This is a genomic window from Bosea sp. BIWAKO-01 (assembly GCF_001748145.1).
GTDB lineage: Bacteria > Pseudomonadota > Alphaproteobacteria > Rhizobiales > Beijerinckiaceae > Allobosea.
Window position 1 is genome coordinate 1,797,426 of the sequence record NZ_BCQA01000001.1, and the last position, 21,671, is coordinate 1,819,096.

General features: G+C 59.6%; 10 protein-coding genes and 1 tRNA gene. 9 read left to right on the forward strand and 2 right to left on the reverse strand.

Features of this window, described 5'->3' with window-relative positions; translation table 11 throughout:
- Positions 1 to 532: 532 nt before the first annotated feature.
- Both BIWAKO_RS08225 and BIWAKO_RS08230 read right to left on the reverse strand, forming a co-directional pair.
- Positions 533 to 1,945 carry a patatin-like phospholipase family protein gene (locus BIWAKO_RS08225; RefSeq protein WP_244523379.1) on the reverse strand — a complete coding sequence of 471 codons (1,413 nt, stop codon included), beginning with the start codon at positions 1,943 to 1,945 and terminating at the stop codon, positions 533 to 535.
- Between the two features lie 342 nt (positions 1,946 to 2,287).
- Positions 2,288 to 2,563 carry a YMGG-like glycine zipper-containing protein gene (locus BIWAKO_RS08230; protein WP_069878230.1) on the reverse strand — a complete coding sequence of 92 codons (276 nt, stop codon included), beginning with the start codon at positions 2,561 to 2,563 and terminating at the stop codon, positions 2,288 to 2,290.
- 632 nt (positions 2,564 to 3,195) lie between these two features.
- Between BIWAKO_RS08230 and BIWAKO_RS08240 the strand changes: the two genes are divergently transcribed.
- The 9 genes from BIWAKO_RS08240 to dpdD all read left to right on the forward strand — a co-directional run bounded on the left by BIWAKO_RS08240 (position 3,196) and on the right by dpdD (position 21,448).
- Positions 3,196 to 3,272 (forward strand) — tRNA-Arg (locus BIWAKO_RS08240).
- Between the two features lie 602 nt (positions 3,273 to 3,874).
- On the forward strand, positions 3,875 to 7,084 hold the full coding sequence (dpdE, locus tag BIWAKO_RS08245; protein ID WP_084651221.1) for a protein DpdE: 3,210 nt from the start codon (positions 3,875 to 3,877) through the stop codon (positions 7,082 to 7,084).
- Positions 7,077 to 9,584, forward strand: coding sequence for a protein DpdF (dpdF, locus tag BIWAKO_RS08250; protein ID WP_069878236.1), 2,508 nt, complete (start codon positions 7,077 to 7,079; stop codon positions 9,582 to 9,584). Before dpdE ends, dpdF begins: the two co-directional genes overlap by 8 nt.
- Entirely contained in the window at positions 9,581 to 10,483 is a 903-nt protein-coding gene (dpdG, locus tag BIWAKO_RS08255) for a protein DpdG (RefSeq protein ID WP_069878238.1), read from the forward strand. Before dpdF ends, dpdG begins: the two co-directional genes overlap by 4 nt.
- The gene (dpdH, locus tag BIWAKO_RS08260; RefSeq protein ID WP_141740020.1) at positions 10,483 to 13,518 is read left to right on the forward strand and encodes a protein DpdH; all 3,036 of its coding nucleotides are present in this window, start codon (positions 10,483 to 10,485) and stop codon (positions 13,516 to 13,518) included. The genes dpdG and dpdH overlap by 1 nt, the downstream gene beginning before the upstream one ends.
- Complete coding sequence (locus BIWAKO_RS08265) at positions 13,508 to 14,230, forward strand: hypothetical protein (RefSeq protein WP_069878247.1); 723 nt, start codon at positions 13,508 to 13,510, stop codon at positions 14,228 to 14,230. Before dpdH ends, BIWAKO_RS08265 begins: the two co-directional genes overlap by 11 nt.
- Positions 14,227 to 18,783 carry a protein DpdJ gene (gene dpdJ, locus BIWAKO_RS08270; protein WP_069878249.1) on the forward strand — a complete coding sequence of 1,519 codons (4,557 nt, stop codon included), beginning with the start codon at positions 14,227 to 14,229 and terminating at the stop codon, positions 18,781 to 18,783. The genes BIWAKO_RS08265 and dpdJ overlap by 4 nt, the downstream gene beginning before the upstream one ends.
- Positions 18,783 to 19,307: a phospholipase D-like domain-containing protein DpdK gene (gene dpdK, locus BIWAKO_RS08275; RefSeq protein ID WP_069878251.1), complete on the forward strand. Its 525-nt coding sequence runs from the start codon at positions 18,783 to 18,785 to the stop codon at positions 19,305 to 19,307. The genes dpdJ and dpdK overlap by 1 nt, the downstream gene beginning before the upstream one ends.
- Positions 19,304 to 21,448 carry a protein DpdD gene (gene dpdD, locus BIWAKO_RS08280; RefSeq protein WP_141740021.1) on the forward strand — a complete coding sequence of 715 codons (2,145 nt, stop codon included), beginning with the start codon at positions 19,304 to 19,306 and terminating at the stop codon, positions 21,446 to 21,448. Before dpdK ends, dpdD begins: the two co-directional genes overlap by 4 nt.
- Positions 21,449 to 21,671: the final 223 nt, after the last annotated feature.

The window sequence follows — 21,671 nt, forward strand, 5'->3', positions numbered from 1 at the left end:
GATTGCACAGGCCGAGATACGATCCGTCATCCGGCTACTCCACTTACATCGTCCATTCAGGACCTGCGCTCCGACAACTTTCGCGCATTTGCACATCATCCCCTTCTTAATATACGGGTTTGTTTGAGCATTTGCAGAATCTACAGTTAGGACGATGGCAAGCAAGGCAAAGGCAGCAGCTAATCTCATCTAAGGCATCCCCCCTGGTGGTATTGCGGAACATTCTGCAACACACGCTCTTTGACCCTGTCCAGGCAATCTGCCTGTCATGGTTTCTTCGCGCATCGATCCCCGAATGCTGGACGAGGGCAGCAGCCTGCATGGGGGCTGACGTGGTGGGATCGCCAAGCGGCCGAGCTCACGGACGGCGTCGAAGACCGCCCGGCCCGCTGGTCGCGTTGGCCGAGATCGTGCGCCGTAGCTCCGCTTTACCAGGTGAGCCGCGAGCCACCCCGGGTGATCGCATGGCGATCATCTGAGCATGCGTTGCAACGGGACGCCCCATTTCCCGAACTGCAAGGGCTTGATCCGGTCATTCTCTCCCGGTGACGCCGGCAACGCGGCGGACATCGTCGACCACCTGTTTGACCGCTGCACTCCGGTGAACAACCGTCTTGCCGGCCTCGATGAGCAGTTCCACCTGCTCGCGCGGCAGCGAGAGCCGCGTTTCGACGCGGTTCAGGCTGGACGCGACGTTTGGTTCCAGATCCGCGAATTCGAGGTGTTCGACCCTGAAATCAACTTTGCGGCAGTCCCAGCCGTCGGCGCTGCCCCGGATCCGGCGCACGGTTTCCAACGGCAACCCGCACCGGTAGGCGACCACCCGCTCCTTCCACCTTTCGACTGCAAAGTTCAAAGCGTCGAGAGCATGACGAGACGATGAGGTCATGCCCGTGTCGATTGCCGCTTCGACCAGCGGCGCCAGCCAGGGGCCCCTGATCGAAGCTCCCCAATCCTCCGTCTGACCCCGGCCCGCATCGGCAACAATGAACAGGAAATGGCGCAGCTTGACGGCCTGCTCCGCCGATAATGGTCCGTGCGGGGTCTTGGACGCGCTTCTTTCCAGCACGAACCCCGTTATGCCCAGATTGTCTGTCAGGCCGCCATCCATCAGCCGCACAAACTTGATGCCGTCTTCGGCATGGTAGGAGTCCAATGCGTTGGCGTAAGCCGTCAGCCGCAAGGATGGGTTGGAGCCGCTCAGCGCGCCCTTCAACCACGCAGGGTGGCGGTAGCCGCAATCCTGCTTGGAGGCAGCCAGCACGACGGGCGCAAAGACGACCGGCACGGCGGCGGAGGCTGCCACCGCATCCGAAATCTTCAGCTTGTCGAGATCGCTGCAGAGTGCCGCAAAGGTATCGTAGCTAAAGAGAAAAGGCGTCCGATTGTAGATATCCGAAGCGCTGATCCAGAGGGATGGTGCGTTCGTCCATTTGAAGCGGGTAAAATCTGCCCCATCGAACAGGTTATCGTTCAACCAGCGCGCAAAGGTATTTCGGTCATTCACGCCGCCCGCCACTGCTCGGGACAGGCTGAACGGTGACGCCAGCGAAGTTTCCATGCTCGCTTCTGCATGTTGAAACAAGAAGCGCTCATCGAAATCACGATAATCGTCGCGGCCACGATAGCCGAAATAGGCCGCAGTGATAGCTCCTCCGGAGACCCCGGAAATCATGCGGACATTGTCGATCATCGTCCGCTCATAGGGCTTCTGATCGACGATGATCTCGTCAAGCGCACGCAAGACACCATAGGAGAAGGCCGAAGCGCGAACGCCGCCTCCCGAGAAGGCGAGGCCAACGACCATCGAGCCGTCATCCCCGCGATCGGTGACGAATTCCGGCGACGGTGGCGGCGCCTTCTCCGCGTGACTGTTGACGGGCCCGACATCCGCTGCCGAGCAGGCGCAGAGGATGAGCGAGGCCATCAGCCAGATGGCCTTCACGCCCTTCGCAGCAAGCAGCCTCATTCGCTCTCCGGCACCGTCGCACGATGACTGGTTACGTAACTGACATCCCGGCAGATAGCCGATTCGGCCCAACCGCTCGATTCAAATTGCAACCAGCAATCACGTCCTGGCTCGGGCCCCCGCGCATTGACTGTGCCGGCATTCGAGGCAGTCTCGTTCACTCAAGAAGGCCGGACCGTCGCCGGCGCGACGGGCCGCCCCGACAGGGTTGCGATGTTGGCCCTCACGCATGACGGCCACCCCATCGGAGCGGCCGCGAACGAGACCAGATGCTGCCGGGCGGTTCGCCCTTTGGCCCGGCAGCTGCGCTCAGGCGCTTTATGGGCAGGGGCCCGTAAAGCGGCGGCCGCTCGTGTCCTGGAAGATGCAGTTGTTCGGAGTTGTCGCCCGGCCGACAACCGCACCGGTCACGCCACCAGCGAGGGCACCGATCGCGGCACCGCGTCCGCCACCCGCGATCCCGCCGATGAGCGCGCCACCGCCAGCACCAATTGCGGCGCCGCCAAGCGTGCGCTGTGACTGAGATTCGGGATTGCAGCCTGCGAGTAAGAGGCCGAGGCCGATAAAGCCGGCGAACGTGATCGAACGGATCATTATGGGGCTCCTTGTTCAAGAGTGCGCGCGAATGCGAACGCGTCAATCTAGGCCAAGCAGCCGAACCCGCCATCGCCCTGCGTCCCAATCTATGTGCATGGCGTTTCTTGCAGCTCCGAACCGGAGGCGAAAAACCGCCGCTTGGCACGCGCCCTACGCGACCCCGCTGCCCGCATCGGGGGTCGCAACCGATTGGTCATGGATAATCGAACGGATCAATCGATCGGCGGCGCGTCAGGTCGCGGCCGGCCGGTGGGCGGATGCGTCCGTCGTGGAGTGGGCATGGCCCCAGGCGGCAAGCTGCTTCCTGACGATCACAACGAGACGCCGCTCCGCGACGGCTGCCAGTCCCGGAATATTCGTGGCAAGCCTGTATGTCGCGAAGCGGATTCCGGTCAGAGCAGCTGCAATGCCATAGCAGATCCTCTCGAGCGTACCGGAAGCCAAACATCCCGGCAGCCCTGACGGCATCGCCGCCAGCGAAATGTTCCACGAAGAAGACAGCAGGGGCTTTCTAACTTCGACTTAATCGACGCGCCGACACGATTTGAACCTGTGCCCATCCAGTTCGGCCCTCGTTCAAACGCCTGTTGCCGAGCGTCCGGCAATCAGCTATCCACCATCCACGGATTGCGCCCGTAGCTCAGCTGGATAGAGCGTTGCCCTCCGAAGGCAAAGGTCACACGTTCGAATCGTGTCGGGCGCGCCATATTTTTCAATGACTTAAATCCCAGTTGACTTGCAGGCGTCTCGTCTGGGGAAGATTGGGGGAAGAAAAGCGCTCGCGGACCCACTGTTGGGGCGCGGCGCGGAGAATGTTGAGCGACGTCAACCAGGCGCTCGACCTCCCCAAATCCCTAGAGGCTTGGCCCCGTCCCTCGCCCCAAGAGAGACTACCAGGGGACCACCCCCTGGGCGGGGGCGGGGTGGAATTTGGGGCCCCATGCTCAGACAGGGCCGGAAAAATTGGCTGACAGTTCGTCAACATCGGAAAGCGCTCGAATTGGTCCGGACACGCCACGAGCGGCAGCGGCATACTTTTCTGTTTAGCGATCGGCTCGACCACGTTGAGCCGTGTCCGATGTCGGACCTCGACGTCCCGAGGGAGGGCAGACGGTCTGCCTCGCTTTTCTTTCGAGCCGCCGACAGACTGAGCCGGCGTTCTACGCCGCCCACACGCGCCGCCACGGGTCAGTCTCTTCGCGCTTGGCGAGGCGAATTGAACTAACGTCGAACGATATATTTCATCGCTAGTTCTTCAATTTTTCATCAGTATGCTGATTTGGCTCTCTTTCCAGTGCATCGATTCTCATGGATCCGCTTAGCGTTCAATATCCTTCTCAAGCTGCGGCACCTTTGCAGTTTGCAGTGACTGGCCTGCTTGTGGAATTGCCGCGCAACCAAGGGATTGGAAGGCTTGCAGCAGTTGAGGGGCGTACCTGCCGCGTGGAGATCTTCTATGGCGTCTCTCGGATCGAGACAGCGTTATTTAAGATCGAGGAGGTGTCCCGCGCATATCTCAGTCCTCAAACGCGGGTCTATGTTCGCTCGGGCCAAGGATTTCGCATTGGCCGCGTCGTCGGCTTTCACGTCCTTCCCGACAAGCTGGTCGAATACGACCTCAAATTTCCAAACGGCTTGAGGGACAGCGCTGATGAGCGGACGCTCTACGTTCGGCCGTGGTCAGTGCCAGAAGTACCTGCAAATGTTCTGCTCGGCGGGAGCGCTGAAAGCCAGTTCCTGCACGATCGTCGTTTGTCCGCCACCCAATCTCTTGTATCCATGCGGGCCGCTGCGCAGGGGATGACAGCGCTGTTGTCGGCGAGCGTGGAGTTGGTCCCCCACCAAGTCGTTGCTGCCCGTCGAATTTTGAAGGATCCCATCCAACGCTACCTTCTTGCTGACGAGGTTGGCCTTGGGAAAACTATTGAGGCGGGTCTGGTGATCCGTCAGCGGCTGATCGATGATCCGTCGTGCAATGTGGTTGTCTGCGTCCCCGCCGTGTTGCTCTCGCAGTGGAGGGATGAACTGGTTGCAAAACTCAGGCTCGATCAGTTTCCCGGCAGTTGGTCGCTCGTCTCACATGAGGCGATCGGCGAGATCGCGGGATCGTGCGACCTCCTCGTGGTCGATGAGGCACACCACCTAGTTGGCATTGAGACTGGCACATTATCGGCGCAAGCGCAGGCGCTGCGCAATTTGGCGCATCGCACCGCCTCACTGCTGCTTCTGTCTGCGACGCCGGTTCTTGGACGAGAGCAACAGTTCCTAGCTCTCCTGAACCTGCTCGACCCGGACAGTCATCCTCTCGATGACATTGCTGGGTTCCGGACCAAATTGGAACAAAGGCGTCAGTACGGGCGCCTGCTACTGGGCCTCGATCCAGAGGCACCCACGTTCGTGCTCAAACAACGCGGCCTTGAGGCAACCCGGCTTTTTGCAGATGATCCAACTGTCTTGGACCTAGCGCCACGCATGATTGCCGCCGCGCAATCAGGAAGCGCCGATCTCGTTCAACTCTGCTCGGCCCTGCGCTACCACATCGCAGACACGTACCGGATCCACCAACGCCTTATTCGATCACGGCGGGTCGATGCACAAGGGTGGGAATTCCGAAACCGAGGCCCGCAGCCGAAAGATGGCGAACCCCCTAGTCTATCGCATGTGCGTGAAGAGCCTGACGGCGATCCACGCATTGATGAGTGCCTCACGGAGCTTGAGAGTTGGCGGCTTGCGGCTTGTGCTTTCCGGGCTCGCGACACCTCCATCTCGGCGATGGTGCTTGCCCGTCGCCACGTCGACCTCCTCGAAGCGCTTGGCATCGGCTGTGACCACCTGGCCGAGACGACCAAGCGCTTATCTCCCCTGTTCGATGACGAACGGGACATCTTCGACGCCATTCAGTCAATTTCAGATCGCGGTGTGCATGACAACGAGCCCTTCAACATCGCATTCGACAGCCTCAATCGGCTACTGAAAGCGATTGGGGGATCATCGCGCAAAGTCGTAGTCTTTTCCTCCTCTACCGAGCAAGCGCGGGCCTTTGCTGCCAGATTGGGCGAGCAGCAGCCCGATCTGAAGATCTTTCTGCTCGATCGCGAAAACCGCTTTGCCGACCAGGCGCCCATCTCTCTTGGCTTTCGCCATCACAAGGGAGCGGCAGTGTGCGTCTTCGACGCGGCTTGCGAAGAAGGTCTCAACTTCAGTTGTGCGGATGCGATTGTGCATCTCGATCTCCCATTTTCTGCGACCCGCCTCGAACAGCGACTGGGAAGACTGGACCGCTTTGGGCGCAAGCAGGACCAGATCCGGCACCGGATCATGATGCCGTCAGATGACGAACACTATCCTTGGGCCGCTTGGCAAAAGCTGCTCGCAGAAGGCTTCCTTATATACAACCGCTCCATCAGCGACGTGCAGTTCCTTTTGGAAGATATCGAAGAGGAAATCGTTCTAGCGCTGTTCGAGCGTGGCGCTCGCGCGCTCGAAGCGATGATCCCGTCAATCCGTGCTCGTATATCCGACGAGCGTGGTGCTCAGACGGAGCAGGCCGTCCTTGATCAAATTGCACTCGATGAGGAGGCTAATGCCGACGTTATCGAGGCGATTGAACGCGCTGAGGAACGGGAGGATAGCCTGGATGAAAGCGTCGATTTTTGGTGGGGCGGCGCTCTACATCTCAGGCGCCGACGCTCATCGGCAACGACCGAGGATCCTTTTTTCATAACCGCATCTCCGCAGACGTTGATCCCGCGGCTGCCGTGGCTTTCCAGTATCGGCATCGATGAGACCTGTTTGACTTGGCGCCGCCGAGTCGCGTCCCAAGGCGCTCGTATCACCCTTCTTCGACCGGGCACGCCCCTCGTCGATGCCATCGAACGCTTTACATTCTGGGACGACCGGGGGACCGCGTTCCTGACGTGGCGAGCGGATCCCGCGTGGACGTTGGAACCATGGATTGGCTTTCGGCTCTGTTTTGCCGTCGAGCCCCAAATTGATCGCGCAAATCCGTTGTTTCCGACGGTGCAGGAACGGGCCCTGTCGCGGCGGGCCCAGCAATACTTCCCGCAGCAATACGTGGTCCTCCATGTTGATATTGAGGGCAATGAGGTCCGGGATCCTGATCTCCTCGCGGTTTTGACGCGGCCCTATCAGCGCGACGAAACAGCAAACTGCGATCTCAACCTTGGCAGCCGGATCTCGATCCTTGACACCGTTATTGACCGAGCATCTCTGACAAGGGCCATTGAACATGTCCACGTCCAGGGCCGTAGCGCGATGATGGCTGCATTGGATATCGACGGGCAAGTAGCGAAGGCATTGGAGTTCGCTCAACGAGACCTTGCGCGCCATCGGCAGCGCTTCGCCGTGCGTGCCAAAGATGGTGATGCTTGTGCTGCCGCCGCCCTGAAAGCTGCTGAGGAGATGGTTGCAGGCATTGCAAATCCGACCATCAGGCTCGACGCAATGGGATGTTTCGTGGTCGCGGCCGCCTTACCCGCGCGAGGTCGGCATGCGTGATCGCGTCGACGGTGCTGAGTTTGCAGCGTTGACGCAATTGCTGGCTGGACATCGGATCGATGGCGCCCGTTTTCAGGAGCCAGCCTTTGCGCGATGCCAGGCTGCACTAACCGCGTCACCGGTCCAGGCAAGCTCTCTTGATCTCGCCGTCCTGTTACGGCAGGCCCTTCGCCATGAAGAGGCGAAGCGCGGTTGGACCAGTGTCCCTGGTGCTCAGATCTCGCACATCGCTTTCGCCGCCTTCGATGCGTGGGAGACCGTCGGGCTCGAGAAGCGCGTCACCGGCGGAAAACTGTATGTGTCGGCCAAACGGTGGAAACCCGATTGGCTGAGCGTTGATGACGATCGCGGTGTCGATGCGCTCGCCCAGGCCGAAGTGGTCCGCCGGTTTGAAGACGATATCGTCGTCTCCGGCGATCCGTTTTTAAAGGCTGTTCATCGCCCAGGCTATCGCAGCATTGGGCAGCGCGCAGCGGTACGGGCCGCGCTGAGCACGCCGCCGGGTGCCACACTGGCGATCGCGTTGGCGACAGGTGAAGGCAAAAGTCTCATCTTCCAGATCGTACAGGCCGTTGGGTTTACCGGCATGCCGGAGGCGCAGGCGCGGCGCGGCGTCACGCTTGTCATCGTGCCAACGGTCGCACTGGGCATCAATCATGAGAAGGCCGCGATTGAAACATGCGGATTGGACGCACCGCTGAGTTATTCAAGTGGTGACCAGGATCGCAATTCGGTCCTGGTCGAACGGATCTCAGACGGTCGTCAGGCCTTGTGCTTCGCGTCACCGGAGGCTGCTTGCGGCCCGCTTCGCAGCGCTCTGGGCAAGGCGGCGGAGGGAGGGCATCTGAAGGCCCTTGTCGTTGATGAAGCGCATTTGGTCGATCAGTGGGGCTCGGGCTTTCGTACTGAATTTCAGGAACTCGGCGCGCTGCGCCAGGAGTTACTCCGAAAGGCCCAACCTGAGGCCCGCCTCCGGACCTTGCTTTTGTCCGCAACGTTGACGGACAGCTCGACCGAAACGCTGCGCATCTTCTTTGGAGAAGGCGAAGGCTTCGAGATGATCAGTGCCGTTCAACTGCGCCCGGAGCCGGACTACTGGATCGCGCGCCCCACCAACGATGAAATCCAAACCACGCGCGTCCTTGAAGCACTGTATCATTTGCCTCGCCCTCTGGCTCTTTATGTCACCGAGGTCGAGCAAGCCATTCTGTGGCACCAGCGGTTGAAAGAGACAGGTTTCCGACGGCTTGGGCTCGTGCATGGCGACAGCAGCCAGGACATGCGGGAAAAGGTTGTCAATCAATGGCGCCACGGCGCGATCGATATTGTAGTTGGAACATCGGCATTTGGATTGGGCATCGATTACGCCCATGCTCGTTCGGTCGTACATGCTTGCGTTCCGGAAACTCTTGACCGGTTCTATCAAGAGGTCGGCCGGGCAGGACGCGATGGCCGCACCGCGATTTCTTTGATTGTGCCCGCGGCCAGCGATTTCGCAAAGGCCGAGAGGATCAGCAGAAAATGGCTGATCGGAAAAGATCGTGGTCGCGAACGATGGGAGACCATGTTTTCTCGGAAGATCACGCTCCCGAACGGCGGCGGGTTTGCGGTACGTCTTGATGATCGGCCGGGAACGAGCGAGCGCGACATCGATATGATCGGCGATCGCAATACAGACTGGAATCTTCGCGTCCTGATGCTGATGTCGCGCGCCGGACTGATCCGGCTGCTTGGCAAACCACGTGGTTCGCTGCCTCCTGGGATGTGGATGGGGATTGAGATCCTCGATCACGGCCATCTGGAAGCCGATCGGTGGCTCGTCGCCGTTGAACCGGTTCGTCGCCTCGCGGTCGACGCTGCCGCGCGCAATTTCGAACTGATGCAGTCCTATCTGCGAGATGATTGCTGCGCAGCTGACACCTTCGAAGAGCTTTACGGGAAGGATCGGATCGGTCGCGTGTGCAGTCGCTGCAAAACCTGCCGCAGCGATCCCACCAAACGCAAGCCTAGCAAGCCAGTGGGAGAGCCGCGTTCACCCTGGCCAGCGGTAGCACTCGATCCCCGCCTCGCAGCGCTGCTTGGCTCAGATGGACGCTTGCTCGTGACGTATGACCGGGAACCGTTCTCAAGATCCGACGCCCGTCGCTTTGGCGAAACAATGCGCCGGCTCCATGGCTTCGATGTTCACAATTTCATTGTCCTTGGGTCTCCACCACTCGACATCGAACGAGGCCTCGCCTTTGCGGGACAGGCCGCTCTCTTCCTGACCACGGTCGACAGCCTGGCACAGGTCCGGCTGCCGGTTGGGCCGGAGGTGGTCCTTGTTGGTGCGGATGCCGTATTGATGACGTCAAGCTTGGAGCCAAGAGTTGGTCGCCAGCGGATCTTTATAGCTAACAAGAAGCTGCCATCGCCCGAGACGCCGAGCCGTCGATTGGTCGATGTCTTTGGCGGAAAAACTCTGGACCTGGATGAATTTTTTGGACGCGTCGCTGCATGAGCATCATTACCGTGGCACCGGCCGTGCCCAATCGCATTCTGCTTCTCTTCGCATCGCTTCTCGAAAGTGAGTCTGGCGAGGACAAGGTTCGTTTTGAAGCGGCAATCACACCGCCCCCGCTTCGCAAGCGCGGCAAGGATGAGGAGGATCGGCGGACAAGCCTGTTTTCGTCTCCGATGAGGGAGGCCCGCAACCTCGGTCTCATCGAAGAGCGCGGCGAGAAGTACTTTGCACGCGCCGGCATCGTGTCGGCAGGGAAAAAATCTGCGCCGTTAGAGGACCAGTTTCGCCAGTACCTTAGGCAGGTTCTATTCGATGCGGCCCGCGCAAAGGAGGCAGATCAAAGCGATTTCGCTCCTGCGCTCACATGGTTGCTCATGCAAAATCCTTTGTCGCCGATGCCGTTTGGCGATGCCCCTCAGATCCGGATGAAAAGTCAGATCGGGGATCTAACTGAAGCGATGAGCGTCACGAACATCAACACGTTCCAAAACCTCGTATATTGGGCTCGATACCTGGGTTTTGCCACGTTGGTCGGGTCAACGCGTGGCCGGTTTGTCGTAGCCGATCCGATCGAGGCGATCCTAGCGGTCCTGCCTCAGATCTTTGCGGATCAAAATGAACTGAGATTGCACGCGTTCATGGCGGGACTCGTTGCCCATTATCCCGTCTTCGAGGGGGGCAGCTTTCGGCAGTTTGTCGAAGAGGCTGCCCTTCCCGGGTTTGGGCGAGACAGTGATCAACGGCTCTCGATTAGCACCAGTCTGGCCCTCGTGCGCCTAGAGCACAGTGGCGTTATCGCGCTGACGACAAAGTCGGATGCCGATGTGATGATCCTAGATCTTGGCGGCGAAGCCCCGCGCCGTATCAGTCATATATCGCTGGTGAGGGCGTCCTGATGCGCAACGTCGTTTGCTGGGACCCCGCAAAGGTCCGTGACATCGTCAATCCGTTTGCGGAACACATTCCTGATTCCGTTTTCCGCGCTGTACACACGGAGTGGGAGATCCCAGTGGGGCCACCCGCTGGTACCTCCTTTCAAGCGCTTAATTTAAACGCGCTCTCTAGCGTCACCCCGCGGGCATTTCTCGAAGACTTTCTATCCTCAACACGACCCCACGCTTTGGCAGTTGTCTTAGGAACGACAGGCTCCGGAAAGTCACATCTCATCCATTGGATGCGCCTGAACATACCGAAAAACAGCCATCGTGTTGTGCTGGTCGTCCGCAAATCAGGGACTAGTCTACGCGCGATCGTCGAGATGATCATCGCCGAATTACCCGTCTCAGAGCGCCAGGGCTTCTTGGATACCCTAAACCGCGCTGGAGACGCGACCACAACGACCGCCGGTCAACGTCAGCGCCTCCTCAATGAACTCGCCCAGTCGATCCGAGAAGATGTCCCACGCGACAGCGGATCAGAGATTGAGCAAGAACTTATCCAGCATCTGCCCAACATATTCCAAGACCCATATATGCGCGATGCCCACTTTATGAAGGAAGGTACCATCGTTGCTGAGATCGTTGACCACGTGTTTGCGGTTTCGCAAGCAAGTGACCGCCCCGAAGGACGACGCGACTTCGCGGTGGACGACTTGCCTCTGGGTAATACTGACTACAGAGAAGCTTCTCGCCAGGCGCGAAACGCGCTGTTGGCTATCGATACTGAGCGCAGCGTATCGCTGCCTCTCTGTGTCGATATTATTAATCGCAACTTGGACAAGGCGATCGCACGCACGCTCAGCTTTTCTGGTGATCGGATCGAAGAACTCATGGGGCGGTTGCGAGCCCATCTGAAAACGAAAAACCTCGAACTAGTCTTGTTAATCGAGGAGTTTGCGCGCCTCCAAGGCATCGATCGGGCTCTGCTTCAAGCTATCACGCATTCTGAAGATGAGCGCTTTTGCAAAATGCGGTCTGCGCTCGCGGTGACAACGGGCTTCTTCGAAACTGTCGCGGACACCGCCTACATGCGAACGACCCATATCGTTGATATGGATCGTTCTGCGGGGCGACCTGGCGGAAAAACAGCGACGCCCGAATCCGTCGCCAAGTTTGCCGCTCGCTATCTGAATGCTGTCCGAATTGGGCGATCGGCGGTTGATGCGTGGCACGATGAACGTCCCACGGAACCGCCACCAAGCCGATGCGAGCGGTGTGACTTTCGAGAAACCTGCCATCCCGCCTTCGGAGAAATCGATGGCTATGGGCTATATCCCTTTACGAAAACGGCCCTGTTCAAAGCAGCGAGCCTGGCTGATCAAGGCCTTCCAGATAAGCTCAATCCTCGCATCTTGCAGAACAACGTCCTTGTGCCGTTTTTCGATAACAGCGCCGATTCACTTGCCGCCGGCACCTTTCCGCCTGCGAGACTGTTGGAACAACTCGGCGGCAGATCCAGCCTCGACCTCGGCAGTGCCGATAAACTAAAGCGGCAGTTTCCAGAAGCAGCCGGGCGTTTGACAACCTTTCTCGAACTCTATGATGGCAGCGGCCGCTTGCGGAACATGCCCGAAGAGGTGCGGTCGGCCTTCTCTATTCCGGAGATCAGTGACGCGCAGGTGGTCGTTTCGCCGGTTGATGCCGTCTATGAGAGTCCACCGCAACCGGTGTCTGAGCGGCTCATCGAGGATCCTCAAATCACGCGGCTCAAAGATTGGGCTCGTGGTGGTGACCTCGACCAAACGCTCGCCCAGACGCTCAGAACCTCGCTGTTCTCAGCTATTTCAGAGGGAATTGATTGGGATCGCCTTGGCTTGGAGCGAACGCGATTTGCAGGCAACACCCGACCGCTCCGAACGCAAAGTATTACGTTCGAGCGCCAAACCACCGCGCGCCCGGCGGCCGTTTTGATCAAATTGGAACTGCCGGGAACTGCGGTCAGCATTGAGAGAACCGGATACGCGCTCGAAGGACTTCTGCGGGCAGGATCCGACTTTCGCTGGGATTTCCCCGATGGCATAAATATGCTCGCGGCATTTCTGGATTGCCTCGCCATCTGGACCGCAGACGTCGAAATGCAGTTGCGTGCGTTGAACAATCCTGCGCCCGACTGGTCGCCGGTGGCGGCCGCAACTGAACTTCTCGCGCTTGGCGCTGCCCTTGGAGGTCGTTTTAAGTCCGATGCCACGTACAGCGATATGGTCACGGCTTTGTTTGAAAAATGGCCGGATCCGTTGGTCGAATCAACTGATCTTCGGCGGCTCTATCTGAGCCTCTCGACCGATCATGAAACATTCGCCGACTTTCTTCACGCTCACATCTCGGCGACAAAGGGCGGTCAGGCAGGGGCGATGATCGATGCGCGACCTGTCGTGACGGCACTCAAGCGGCTGCGCGCAGCGAAGTGGGTTCTCACCCAAAAGCCCCCTACAGATCCGGTCGGCGACTACGCAGTGATAGCAACGGCCTACGGAAAGATCAGCAAGCAATTGGAAGAGGCTTGCCGATCAGAGCACACGCTTCGCGCAACCTGGTTGGTCGACATGGAACGCGCATTCGGTGCGGCATCCGGTAGAGCCGCGATCGTCGTAGCTCTGTCTGAGTTGAATGATCTCGTGGTCGCGAATGGCGTGAATGCGCGCTCCCTTCAGAGTTGGCAGGAGGCGTTGGAAACGTTTCGGCGGGTTACGTTTGACGATGCGATTCAAGCATCGAAAGCGATCGTGGAAAACCCCGAGATCGTTGCCAGCTTGCCGCTTTTTGCCCGACCGCGTGTCGCAGCGATCGAGGCCGCGCGCATGTTGAGCACGCGCACAGAGGCGGTGCTCGACGAACTCGATGTGAATATAAAGACACGGCAATCCGAATTCGAGGCGAAACACGGGACGCTCGCTGATAGTCTCGAGATGATCGATCACGCGCTCGGTACGATTGCCGAAACCATCATTGCGATCGAAGACAATTGCGCCGCCGAGAACGATCATGCTGCTTGAGAAAGCTCAGTCACTGCGCGACTCGCTGCAAAACTTTCAGCGTCTGCGCGAAAACGCGGATGAGGCGAAATCGTTTGAAACCCGCGCCACGCAATTCAACACAGTGTCTGCTTCGTTGGCGTCGCAGTGCGCCCGGCTAAAGGCACTTACCGCCGCTGGTGTCAGGGTCCCGTTCACGCCCAAGAATGCCGCCGATTTGCGCAAGAAAGCCATTGCGCTGCGGTCTGGATTCAACGCGGATCCAAAAGCACTGGACGAGGTAGATTATAACCTTAAGTACGACTTCTTGGATCGGCTTTCTGGGATCACCAAGGCCATTGGAGAAAGCCTTTTGGTGTCTTGGCAGCAGCATGTTGCAGAGAACAGCCCCGTCTTTGCCGATGATTTGATTGCAGCCCTAGCAACGATCCCAGACTACCAAGCCCCTGTCGCGCGCATTCGAGAGTGCCGCAATACCTTGGCGGGGCTCGCCCGCACTCTGCCCGCCGACTTCACTGTCGCTCTCGCTCAATTGAACGCTGCCCGTGAGGCCTACACCGTTGCGTGGGACACTATGACGGCGGGCGGTCTTCCAGAGGCAGTCATCCGTTTCCTGAAGGCCTGCGGCCAAGACGGAGCGTCGCTAGAGTTGTTGGATGACACAGTGCTCAAGTGGTTGAGTGATCGCAAACTCAGCCATGTTTTCCGCATCCGCGTGAAGGGCAGCCGGTGACCGTTTCTTCCCGCGAGCTTACCCTTCTCGATCAAATCGAAACCTTGGAGATGCGGTCCCTGAGTTGGGGCTATGTCGATGGTAGCTTGGCCGAAGATGAGCTGCTCGACCTTGCTCTCGATCTCGCAGGATCGGAGGACGCCGCCGATGAGTTGATCGACCGGTTGATCAAATTGCGGCTGATCAACGAATTGCCCACCGACGGTGGCGGGCACCGCTATCGCTCCCGTTTCGCAGAAATGATGCGACTGCTCTATCGGCTGCGCCAACTGTTTGATGGCCGGCCGTGGCGGAATGCGCCGCGGTTGGTCGCTGACTTCCGCGTTGATCGGCGGCGCCGGCGTTTCCCGCGACGGGATCTATTGCCTGCAGTGCTGATTCGCCAACACGCCAATACGATCGGTGCCAGTTCCCTGCGCACTTCTCTGTGGGACGCGCTCAGTGGCGAGCCTGGTTTAGCGCTCGCAGCCTTTCAGGAGCGCTCAATCGTGCGGCTGCTGGACTCGACCGGCGACACCGGAACGATTGTAACGGCCGGGACAGGCAGCGGCAAAACGCTGGCGTTTTATCTGCCTGCGTTCATGCGGGTGGCTGAGAGGGTCGATAGCGATCATTGGGTCAAAGCGATAGCGATCTATCCCCGGATTGAGTTGCTCAAGGATCAAATTGCAGAGGCCTATCGGCTGGCGCGGCGCACAGACACCGTGCTGCGGGCAACGGGCCGGCGCATTGTTAAAATTGGTGCCTTGTTTGGGGCAACGCCGCGACGGGCGACGCAGGACGAGGTTCGACGCCGAAGGTGGACGTTCAAACAGAATGGTTTTGTATGCCCATGGCTGCGTTGCCCTACCTGCCGCGGCAAGGGGGAACTGATCTGGCCGGCGGCCGATCTCGATGCGGCACGAGAACGCCTCGTCTGCACGGAGACAGATTGCGGGGCCGTCATCGGTGATGACGCGCTTATTCTCACTCGCCAGAGGATTCAGAGCCAACCGCCTGATATCTTATTCACGACGACAGAGACCCTGAACCAGCGTCTTTCCGATCAGTGGATGCGACCTGTCTTTGGCATCGGGAAAGTCGCCGCCAAGCGGCCGTTCCTGGCGCTTCTCGACGAGGTTCATACCTATGTCGGACCTAGTGGTGCCCACGCAGGTTTGGTCCTTCGGCGCTGGCGCCACCTGCTGGGCTCACCCGTCACTTTCGCCGGCTTGTCGGCGACGCTGGAGGGCGCGCAAGAGTTCTTTGCCTCGCTTACAGGGGTTCGGGTTGAGCACGTCGTCGAAGTGACTCCTTTGTCCGGCGAGATGATAGAAGAGGGCACAGAATATCAGGTTCTCCTGCGGGGAGACCCAGCATCGCGGGCCTCCCTTCTATCAACCACGATCCAGACAGCGATGCTGGTTGCGCGCTCACTTGATCCGCCGCGCATTGGCGATCCTCATCGCCCTACCATTTCCGAGGGCACCTTTGGGCGTCGCGCGTTCCTGTTTACGGACGATCTCGATGTCACGAACAGGCTGTTTCATGATCTTCGTGATGCCGAAGCATATGACATCTATGGAAAGCCCAATCCGGGCAGGGATACGCTCGCCAGTCTCAGACGTCAGTTGCCGGGTCAAATTGACCGTGATCTTGAGGGTCAGCGGTGGCGGATGTGCGAAGACATCGGCCATCCGCTCGAGCAACGACTGCTGATTGGCCGAACGACTTCGCAAGATGCCGGTGTGAACAACGATGCAAATGTGGTCGTTGCGACGGCCGCCCTGGAGGTGGGGTACAACGATCCCTTCGTGGGCGCGGTCATTCAACACAAGGCGCCGTTCGGGATGGCGTCGTTCGTGCAGCGCAAAGGGCGCGCCGGCCGTGATCGGATCATGCGCCCCATGACGCTGACTGTGCTCTCGGACTACGGAAGAGATCGCATCGCGTTTCAAAGCTACGAGCACCTTTTCGAACCTACGGTGCCGCAGCAATCTTTGCCAATCCACAATCTGGCGATCCTGCGCATGCAGGCGGTTTACGCGCTGTATGATTGGCTTGCTGATCGGACGAGCGGCTCGGACAAAGTGTGGATGTGGGACATTCTGAGCCATCCGCAACCGAAACCGTCCGATCCGATCCAACGCGTGCGCAAGCATGTGCAGGGGTCGCTCAGCGCCCTGGCAAAAGGCGAAGCGGACGCGGTCAGAGATCTGAAGACCCATCTTGTTGGCGCTTTGAAAATCTCTGCCGACACAGCGGATGCGATCCTCTGGGAGGCGCCGCGCTCTCTCATCTTGGAGGCAGTACCAACGATGCTGCGGCGACTGTTTCGAGATTGGCGGTTGGCGTTTCCGACGGATGGCCGCATCCATGACCATTATGTCGATTATCATCCATTGCCGGACTTTGCCCCGCGCAGTCTGTTCAGCGATCTCAGTCTGCCTGAGGTCAAAATCGACATCCCGCCGGCCGACGTAAACTCAGAGCCCAAACGCGAAGAATTGCCGATCGGTCAGGCACTGTCTCACCTTGCGCCGGGGCGCGTCACACGCCGCTTCGGCCCGGAACGGGGAAAGTTGAGCCATTGGTTTCCAATTGACCCCGCAGCGCCCGTGCAAGCGATTCCGATCGCCACTTACGCGCTCGAATTTGATGCTTTCGGCGCATTTAGCGCGACGCTCAATGGCGGGACCGGCGAAGAGGTCCAGGTTTTTCGGCCTTGGCGGATTGCCCTGGCAAAGGTGACGCGTGCGGAGGCGCTGCCGAGCACAAATGCGCGGTTTGTCTGGTGCGGCGATATGGAGCCGACTGGCGAAGCGCTGACGGTGCCTTTGCCCTCGCGATCGACCTGGCACGGGACGGTGCAGGAGATCGCCTTCCATATTCACCGCTTCAATAGCAGCGTCCGCGTTCGCCGCTTTGCCTCGACGGCTCATGGCACGTTGCGGACTCTATCGACAGAGATGCCGTTTTCAACAACGTTCCGGGCGGAGGATGGCGCCGCCGCCGCCGTTGGTTTTGAGATCGACGTCGATGGCCTTCACGTGGATATTACTCTTCCCGATGCCGCAACGCTTGCCGCCGACTTACCGGTGGAGATCGCCAGCAATCTGCGGCTTGCCTATCTGCGCCAGCGCTTTGCCGGCGATCGCCAATTACCAGACGACCTAAACATCTTTCAACGGGAGTGGTTGTTCCAAATTCTGCTCGTGACCGCCCTGTCGGCGGCCGTGAACACGGACCAAACGCTGATGGTGGCTGCATTGGCCATCCTGGATGCGCCTAGCCAGCACGATCCCTTGGCAGCGTCGGTGGCGGATTTTTTTGCGTCGACGCCGCCGCCTGCCGAGGAGGCCGATGCTGAAGATGATGAGGACGATGATGACGACGACCGTGGTCCGCATCGGGGCGGCGCCATTCCGCGCTTGGCCAGATCGCTCGGATCACATTTCGAGCGGCCGATCATTCGCGAGCGTTTGCGGGCGCTGGCAGAAGAGTTTGAAACGCCTGATCCCACTGCCTTCGGCGCCTTTTTGCGCCATACCCTGCTGGAAACGCTCGGCGAGGCCTTCTTGCACGCCTGCATCGCGGCGGCGCCACGGCATATTACGGCCGACGCTCTCTTGCTCGACTTCGCAGAAACGGATGACGGGTCGGCACGGATTTGGATTACCGAGTCCACCCTTGGCGGGGCTGGCGTTCTGCAAGCGTTTGCCGAACGGTTCGCCGCTGAACCGCGCGTGTTTCTTGATGCTTTGGAAGCGGCTCTTGCACCCAGCGACCTCGAGTTGGCAGCAGAGGGCCTGCGCCGCTTTGTCGATTTTTCGGTGCAGGATCCTGAGATCGGTTCGGGCATTGCGCGCTTGCGAGGGACAAACAGTCACCGGGAGCGCGCCGAACTCTGGAAGGCGTTTTCGAGACAGCTCACTCGGCGTGGTGGTTTTTATCTCGGACACGCCTTTGTTGTCTCCCTCAACGGTCGTCTGCTGCGTCCGGGTGCCGGGCCGCTGCTAGACGACTTGCTGGCGCGATTGCTGGCGTTCTGGGACAGTCTGGAGGCGCGCTTCGGGGTTGCCGTCGGCGTGCGGGAATTCTCCGTGATTGCGAGCCGTTGCGAGCCTATTGCGGAGGTCGTTCGTACATTTGCCCGCCACACTATTCCGCATGCGATCGCAACAGGCGTTGATGTTGTCGGTCTTGTCAGCGACATCCTTTGGCCCCGCGCTGCTGAAATCCGACAGCGATCTTTGCAGTCATACAACCCGTTCCGCAATCGTCGGACGAGTGACGCCGCCTTGGTTCGGCATCTAATCCTGGCCGATGCTGGCCCACGAGTGATCTTTGGTCCGGAGGGGTGGCGAGACGCCATGATCGCTGCGCTCGAAGCCCGTGGCACTGTTACCATCGTCGCCGCACCGTCTGAGGGCGCAGCTCTACGAACGATGCTTGTTGTGCTGACTGCAACTCCCATCGACGTCGGCTACCTTCAGTTCTACGCCGCCATTGATCGGATCGAGAACGACGGCGCGGACATCGCGGTCAGGCTGATTTTAAGGGAACAGGTTTAGTGCCCATTGCGCGCGACCTTCACGGCCCCTCGCAATCACGGGCTGTCCGCGATTTGCTGCAAAGTCTATTTGCGGCGGAACTCTTGGCGCCGAGCCCGAAAGTCTGGCTATTCTTCGCGTGGATCAGCGATCTCGAAATTCTCGACAACAGCGCCCGGCAATTCTCGGCGATCCAGCCCGATTGGCCCGCGCGGCCGATGCGTTTGTCAGCGGTGCTGGCCGCATTGTTAGCGCGCGGGACAACCGTCCGCGTCATCGTGCGCCAACACGAGCATAACGAGACCTTCCTCCAGCGATTGGTGGATCTGAAACGCGAGTATGGCGACCAGCTTAAATGGGCGATTGAGCGGGAGTTTCACGCCAAAGGGCTGTTGGGATCTGATTACTTTCTCAGTGGGTCGATGAACCTGACATTCAATGGGGTGACCGTGAACGATGAACACGTGCTGCTGCGTTGTGATCCAGCGATCGTGGCTGAGCAGGCGATCGAGCTTGAAACCGTCTGGGAAAGCCGGATGTCATGATTGGGAGTGACAGCGCAGACGCGGCAGCCATTCGCGCAAGATTTGATGCGTTGCCCGAGCGTGGCGCCTTGCCGCCGGCCCTTGCCGTGGCGGTCAACACCATCCTCTCGACACTTACGGATGAGCATTTTCCAGGGGCGCTGTTTCCCGGGTCACTGGACGGCGATCAAGCGCATGTGGTGGTAATTGCCAACAGCCGTTCGCAGTGGCGCGCTCTCCGGCCGTTGCTGATATCATTTGCCGGTCCAACGGTGACCTCGTTCGATGGGCGATCTACGGCGCTCTCTACGGGCACACCAACCGAACGATTTGTCCGTGATCTTGATCCGGCCGTTACCGCCATCATCCGATTGCCTGCTAATCCGCGTCTCAAAGAGACAGCCCTGCGGGCTCTGGCCCGCCTACCGGAGACACTGCGAAAAGCGCCACGACCGCAGGCGGCATTCACTGTGGCAACCAGCACCCTGCTCGCGCGCTTTCAGGATCGGCTCAATGTTCTGGCACGCGCTGACGCGATCGCCATTTTGGAGCAGATGCGCGCCGAACTGCGACTTGATGCCCTCAATCTCCAGTTCCTCGAGATCCAATTGCATGCCGCGTTCGAGGATTGGCGAGCGATCGGGGCGATGCAGGGCTTCATCCCTCTGTGCGCCGCACGAAAGCCGCCCGGCATTGCCGCGGCCTTACTCGAAACTCTTTTTCATACGCGGTTGCGCGGCGCGTTCGAGGCGGGTGATCTTGCGGCACTGCGCTCTTCTTACCGGGACAGCGCCCGGCCTATTGCTCGGCCCATGCTTGGCGTGCCGCAGCCTCCGCCCCTCGGAGCAGGCTGCGGCATCATCTATGGCCTCGAGGCGTTGGAGAGTGAAGATCCAGCGCTTACAGCCCTTGCCCGTGACGATCCGCATCAGTCCCCGCTTTTGGCCAATGCGCTGTTTGCGTCGGGGAGCCAGACTGCTCCGGTTGCCGACAAGGCTCCGTCCGATCTAGCTGCGGCTCAGATCTCGCTCGCCTCGACCGAAGCGAACGAGACCCTCGACAACTTGCGCCTTGCTCGTGAAATGTTGGCGCGCCTCGGGCCAGAGGCACGCCGGGCGTTGCTAAGCCAAGCTCCTTTCGAGGATATTTGGGACGAGACCGCAGAGATCGCAGATGCTCCGATCGTTCCGCGCGATTGGGCTGAGTGGTTTGAGGCCATCAAAGACCCCGCCTTCACCCAGGCCCTGGAAATCGCGCGGCGTGGTAAGGACGAATGGCCAATCGACGATCAGGCGTTGGATCCTACGGCGGTCGCCCGTTTGGCGCAGAGCCTTCAATATGCCTCTGAGACTGCGATCGGGTCCGAACGAATTGCCGCGGCTCTTCCCCTTCTAGTGGCGTGGTTCCTCAGAGATCCGCATTTCCCCCGCACCTCGTTGTCGAGATTTTATAGCGATATCCTGACGCTCTTTGCGCTGGATAGTCGCCGTGGGAACGGTGTGTATGAGTCCGCCGGGCTCCTCGCCTGTGCACTCATCGAAAGCGGCCTGCGGGCGCCCGACTATCGCGCCGTCCTTGATGATATCGATGAAATCATCGGGCAGGCCCTTGGCACGGACGTCGTGTACTGGGTTCTAGAGATTGTCGACTGCACGGTTCGATTCTCTACTCCCGATGAAGGGGCGAGGCTGCATTTCTGGCACAAATGTCTGCGGCGATTTGAAGGCGTAGAGGCCCATCTTCGAGAACTGCAGCGTCTCAGCCTGCGGCGCCTGGCGGGGGCTTTGGGTTGGCCAACCACCGCGTTTGCGACGCCGCCCGCTGCTCAGGCCGGCCACGTCTCGCTTTCCGCGGCCCTCGAGAATCAGCGCATTGGTCTTTACTCGCTAACGGGGTCTGCCACCCGGCAGGCGCAAATTGTCCTCCAGGAGCTTTGCCCGAGCGTGATAGTCGATATCTCGCACGATCATGGGGGCACAACGCCCTTACGGGCGCTCTCCGAGAATGCCGACTTGATGGTGATCACCGCCCTATCGGCGAAACACGCGGCGACGGACTTTATTCGACAACATCGCGGCGACAAACCGCTCGCCTACGCGCAGGGGCGAGGGTTCACCAGCATCGTGCGGGCAGTGGAAGAATTTTACTTGCCGAAAAATTGATACGGGCCAGTGAACGGGTCCGGCCGGTTGGTGCCCTAGTGGGGCGCCAGAAACCGCGCGACAATTCTTGGAGATCCTCGAATTAACTGCATTGAATTGCGACGTTGACAGTTCACACTCCCGCTATAAGCTAATCACTGCAACTGTGGAAATATCCCGCATCTAGCACTGGCGTGCCATCTAGGCGCTAGATGTGGACCGCAGTTGATGCAACGAATCACGA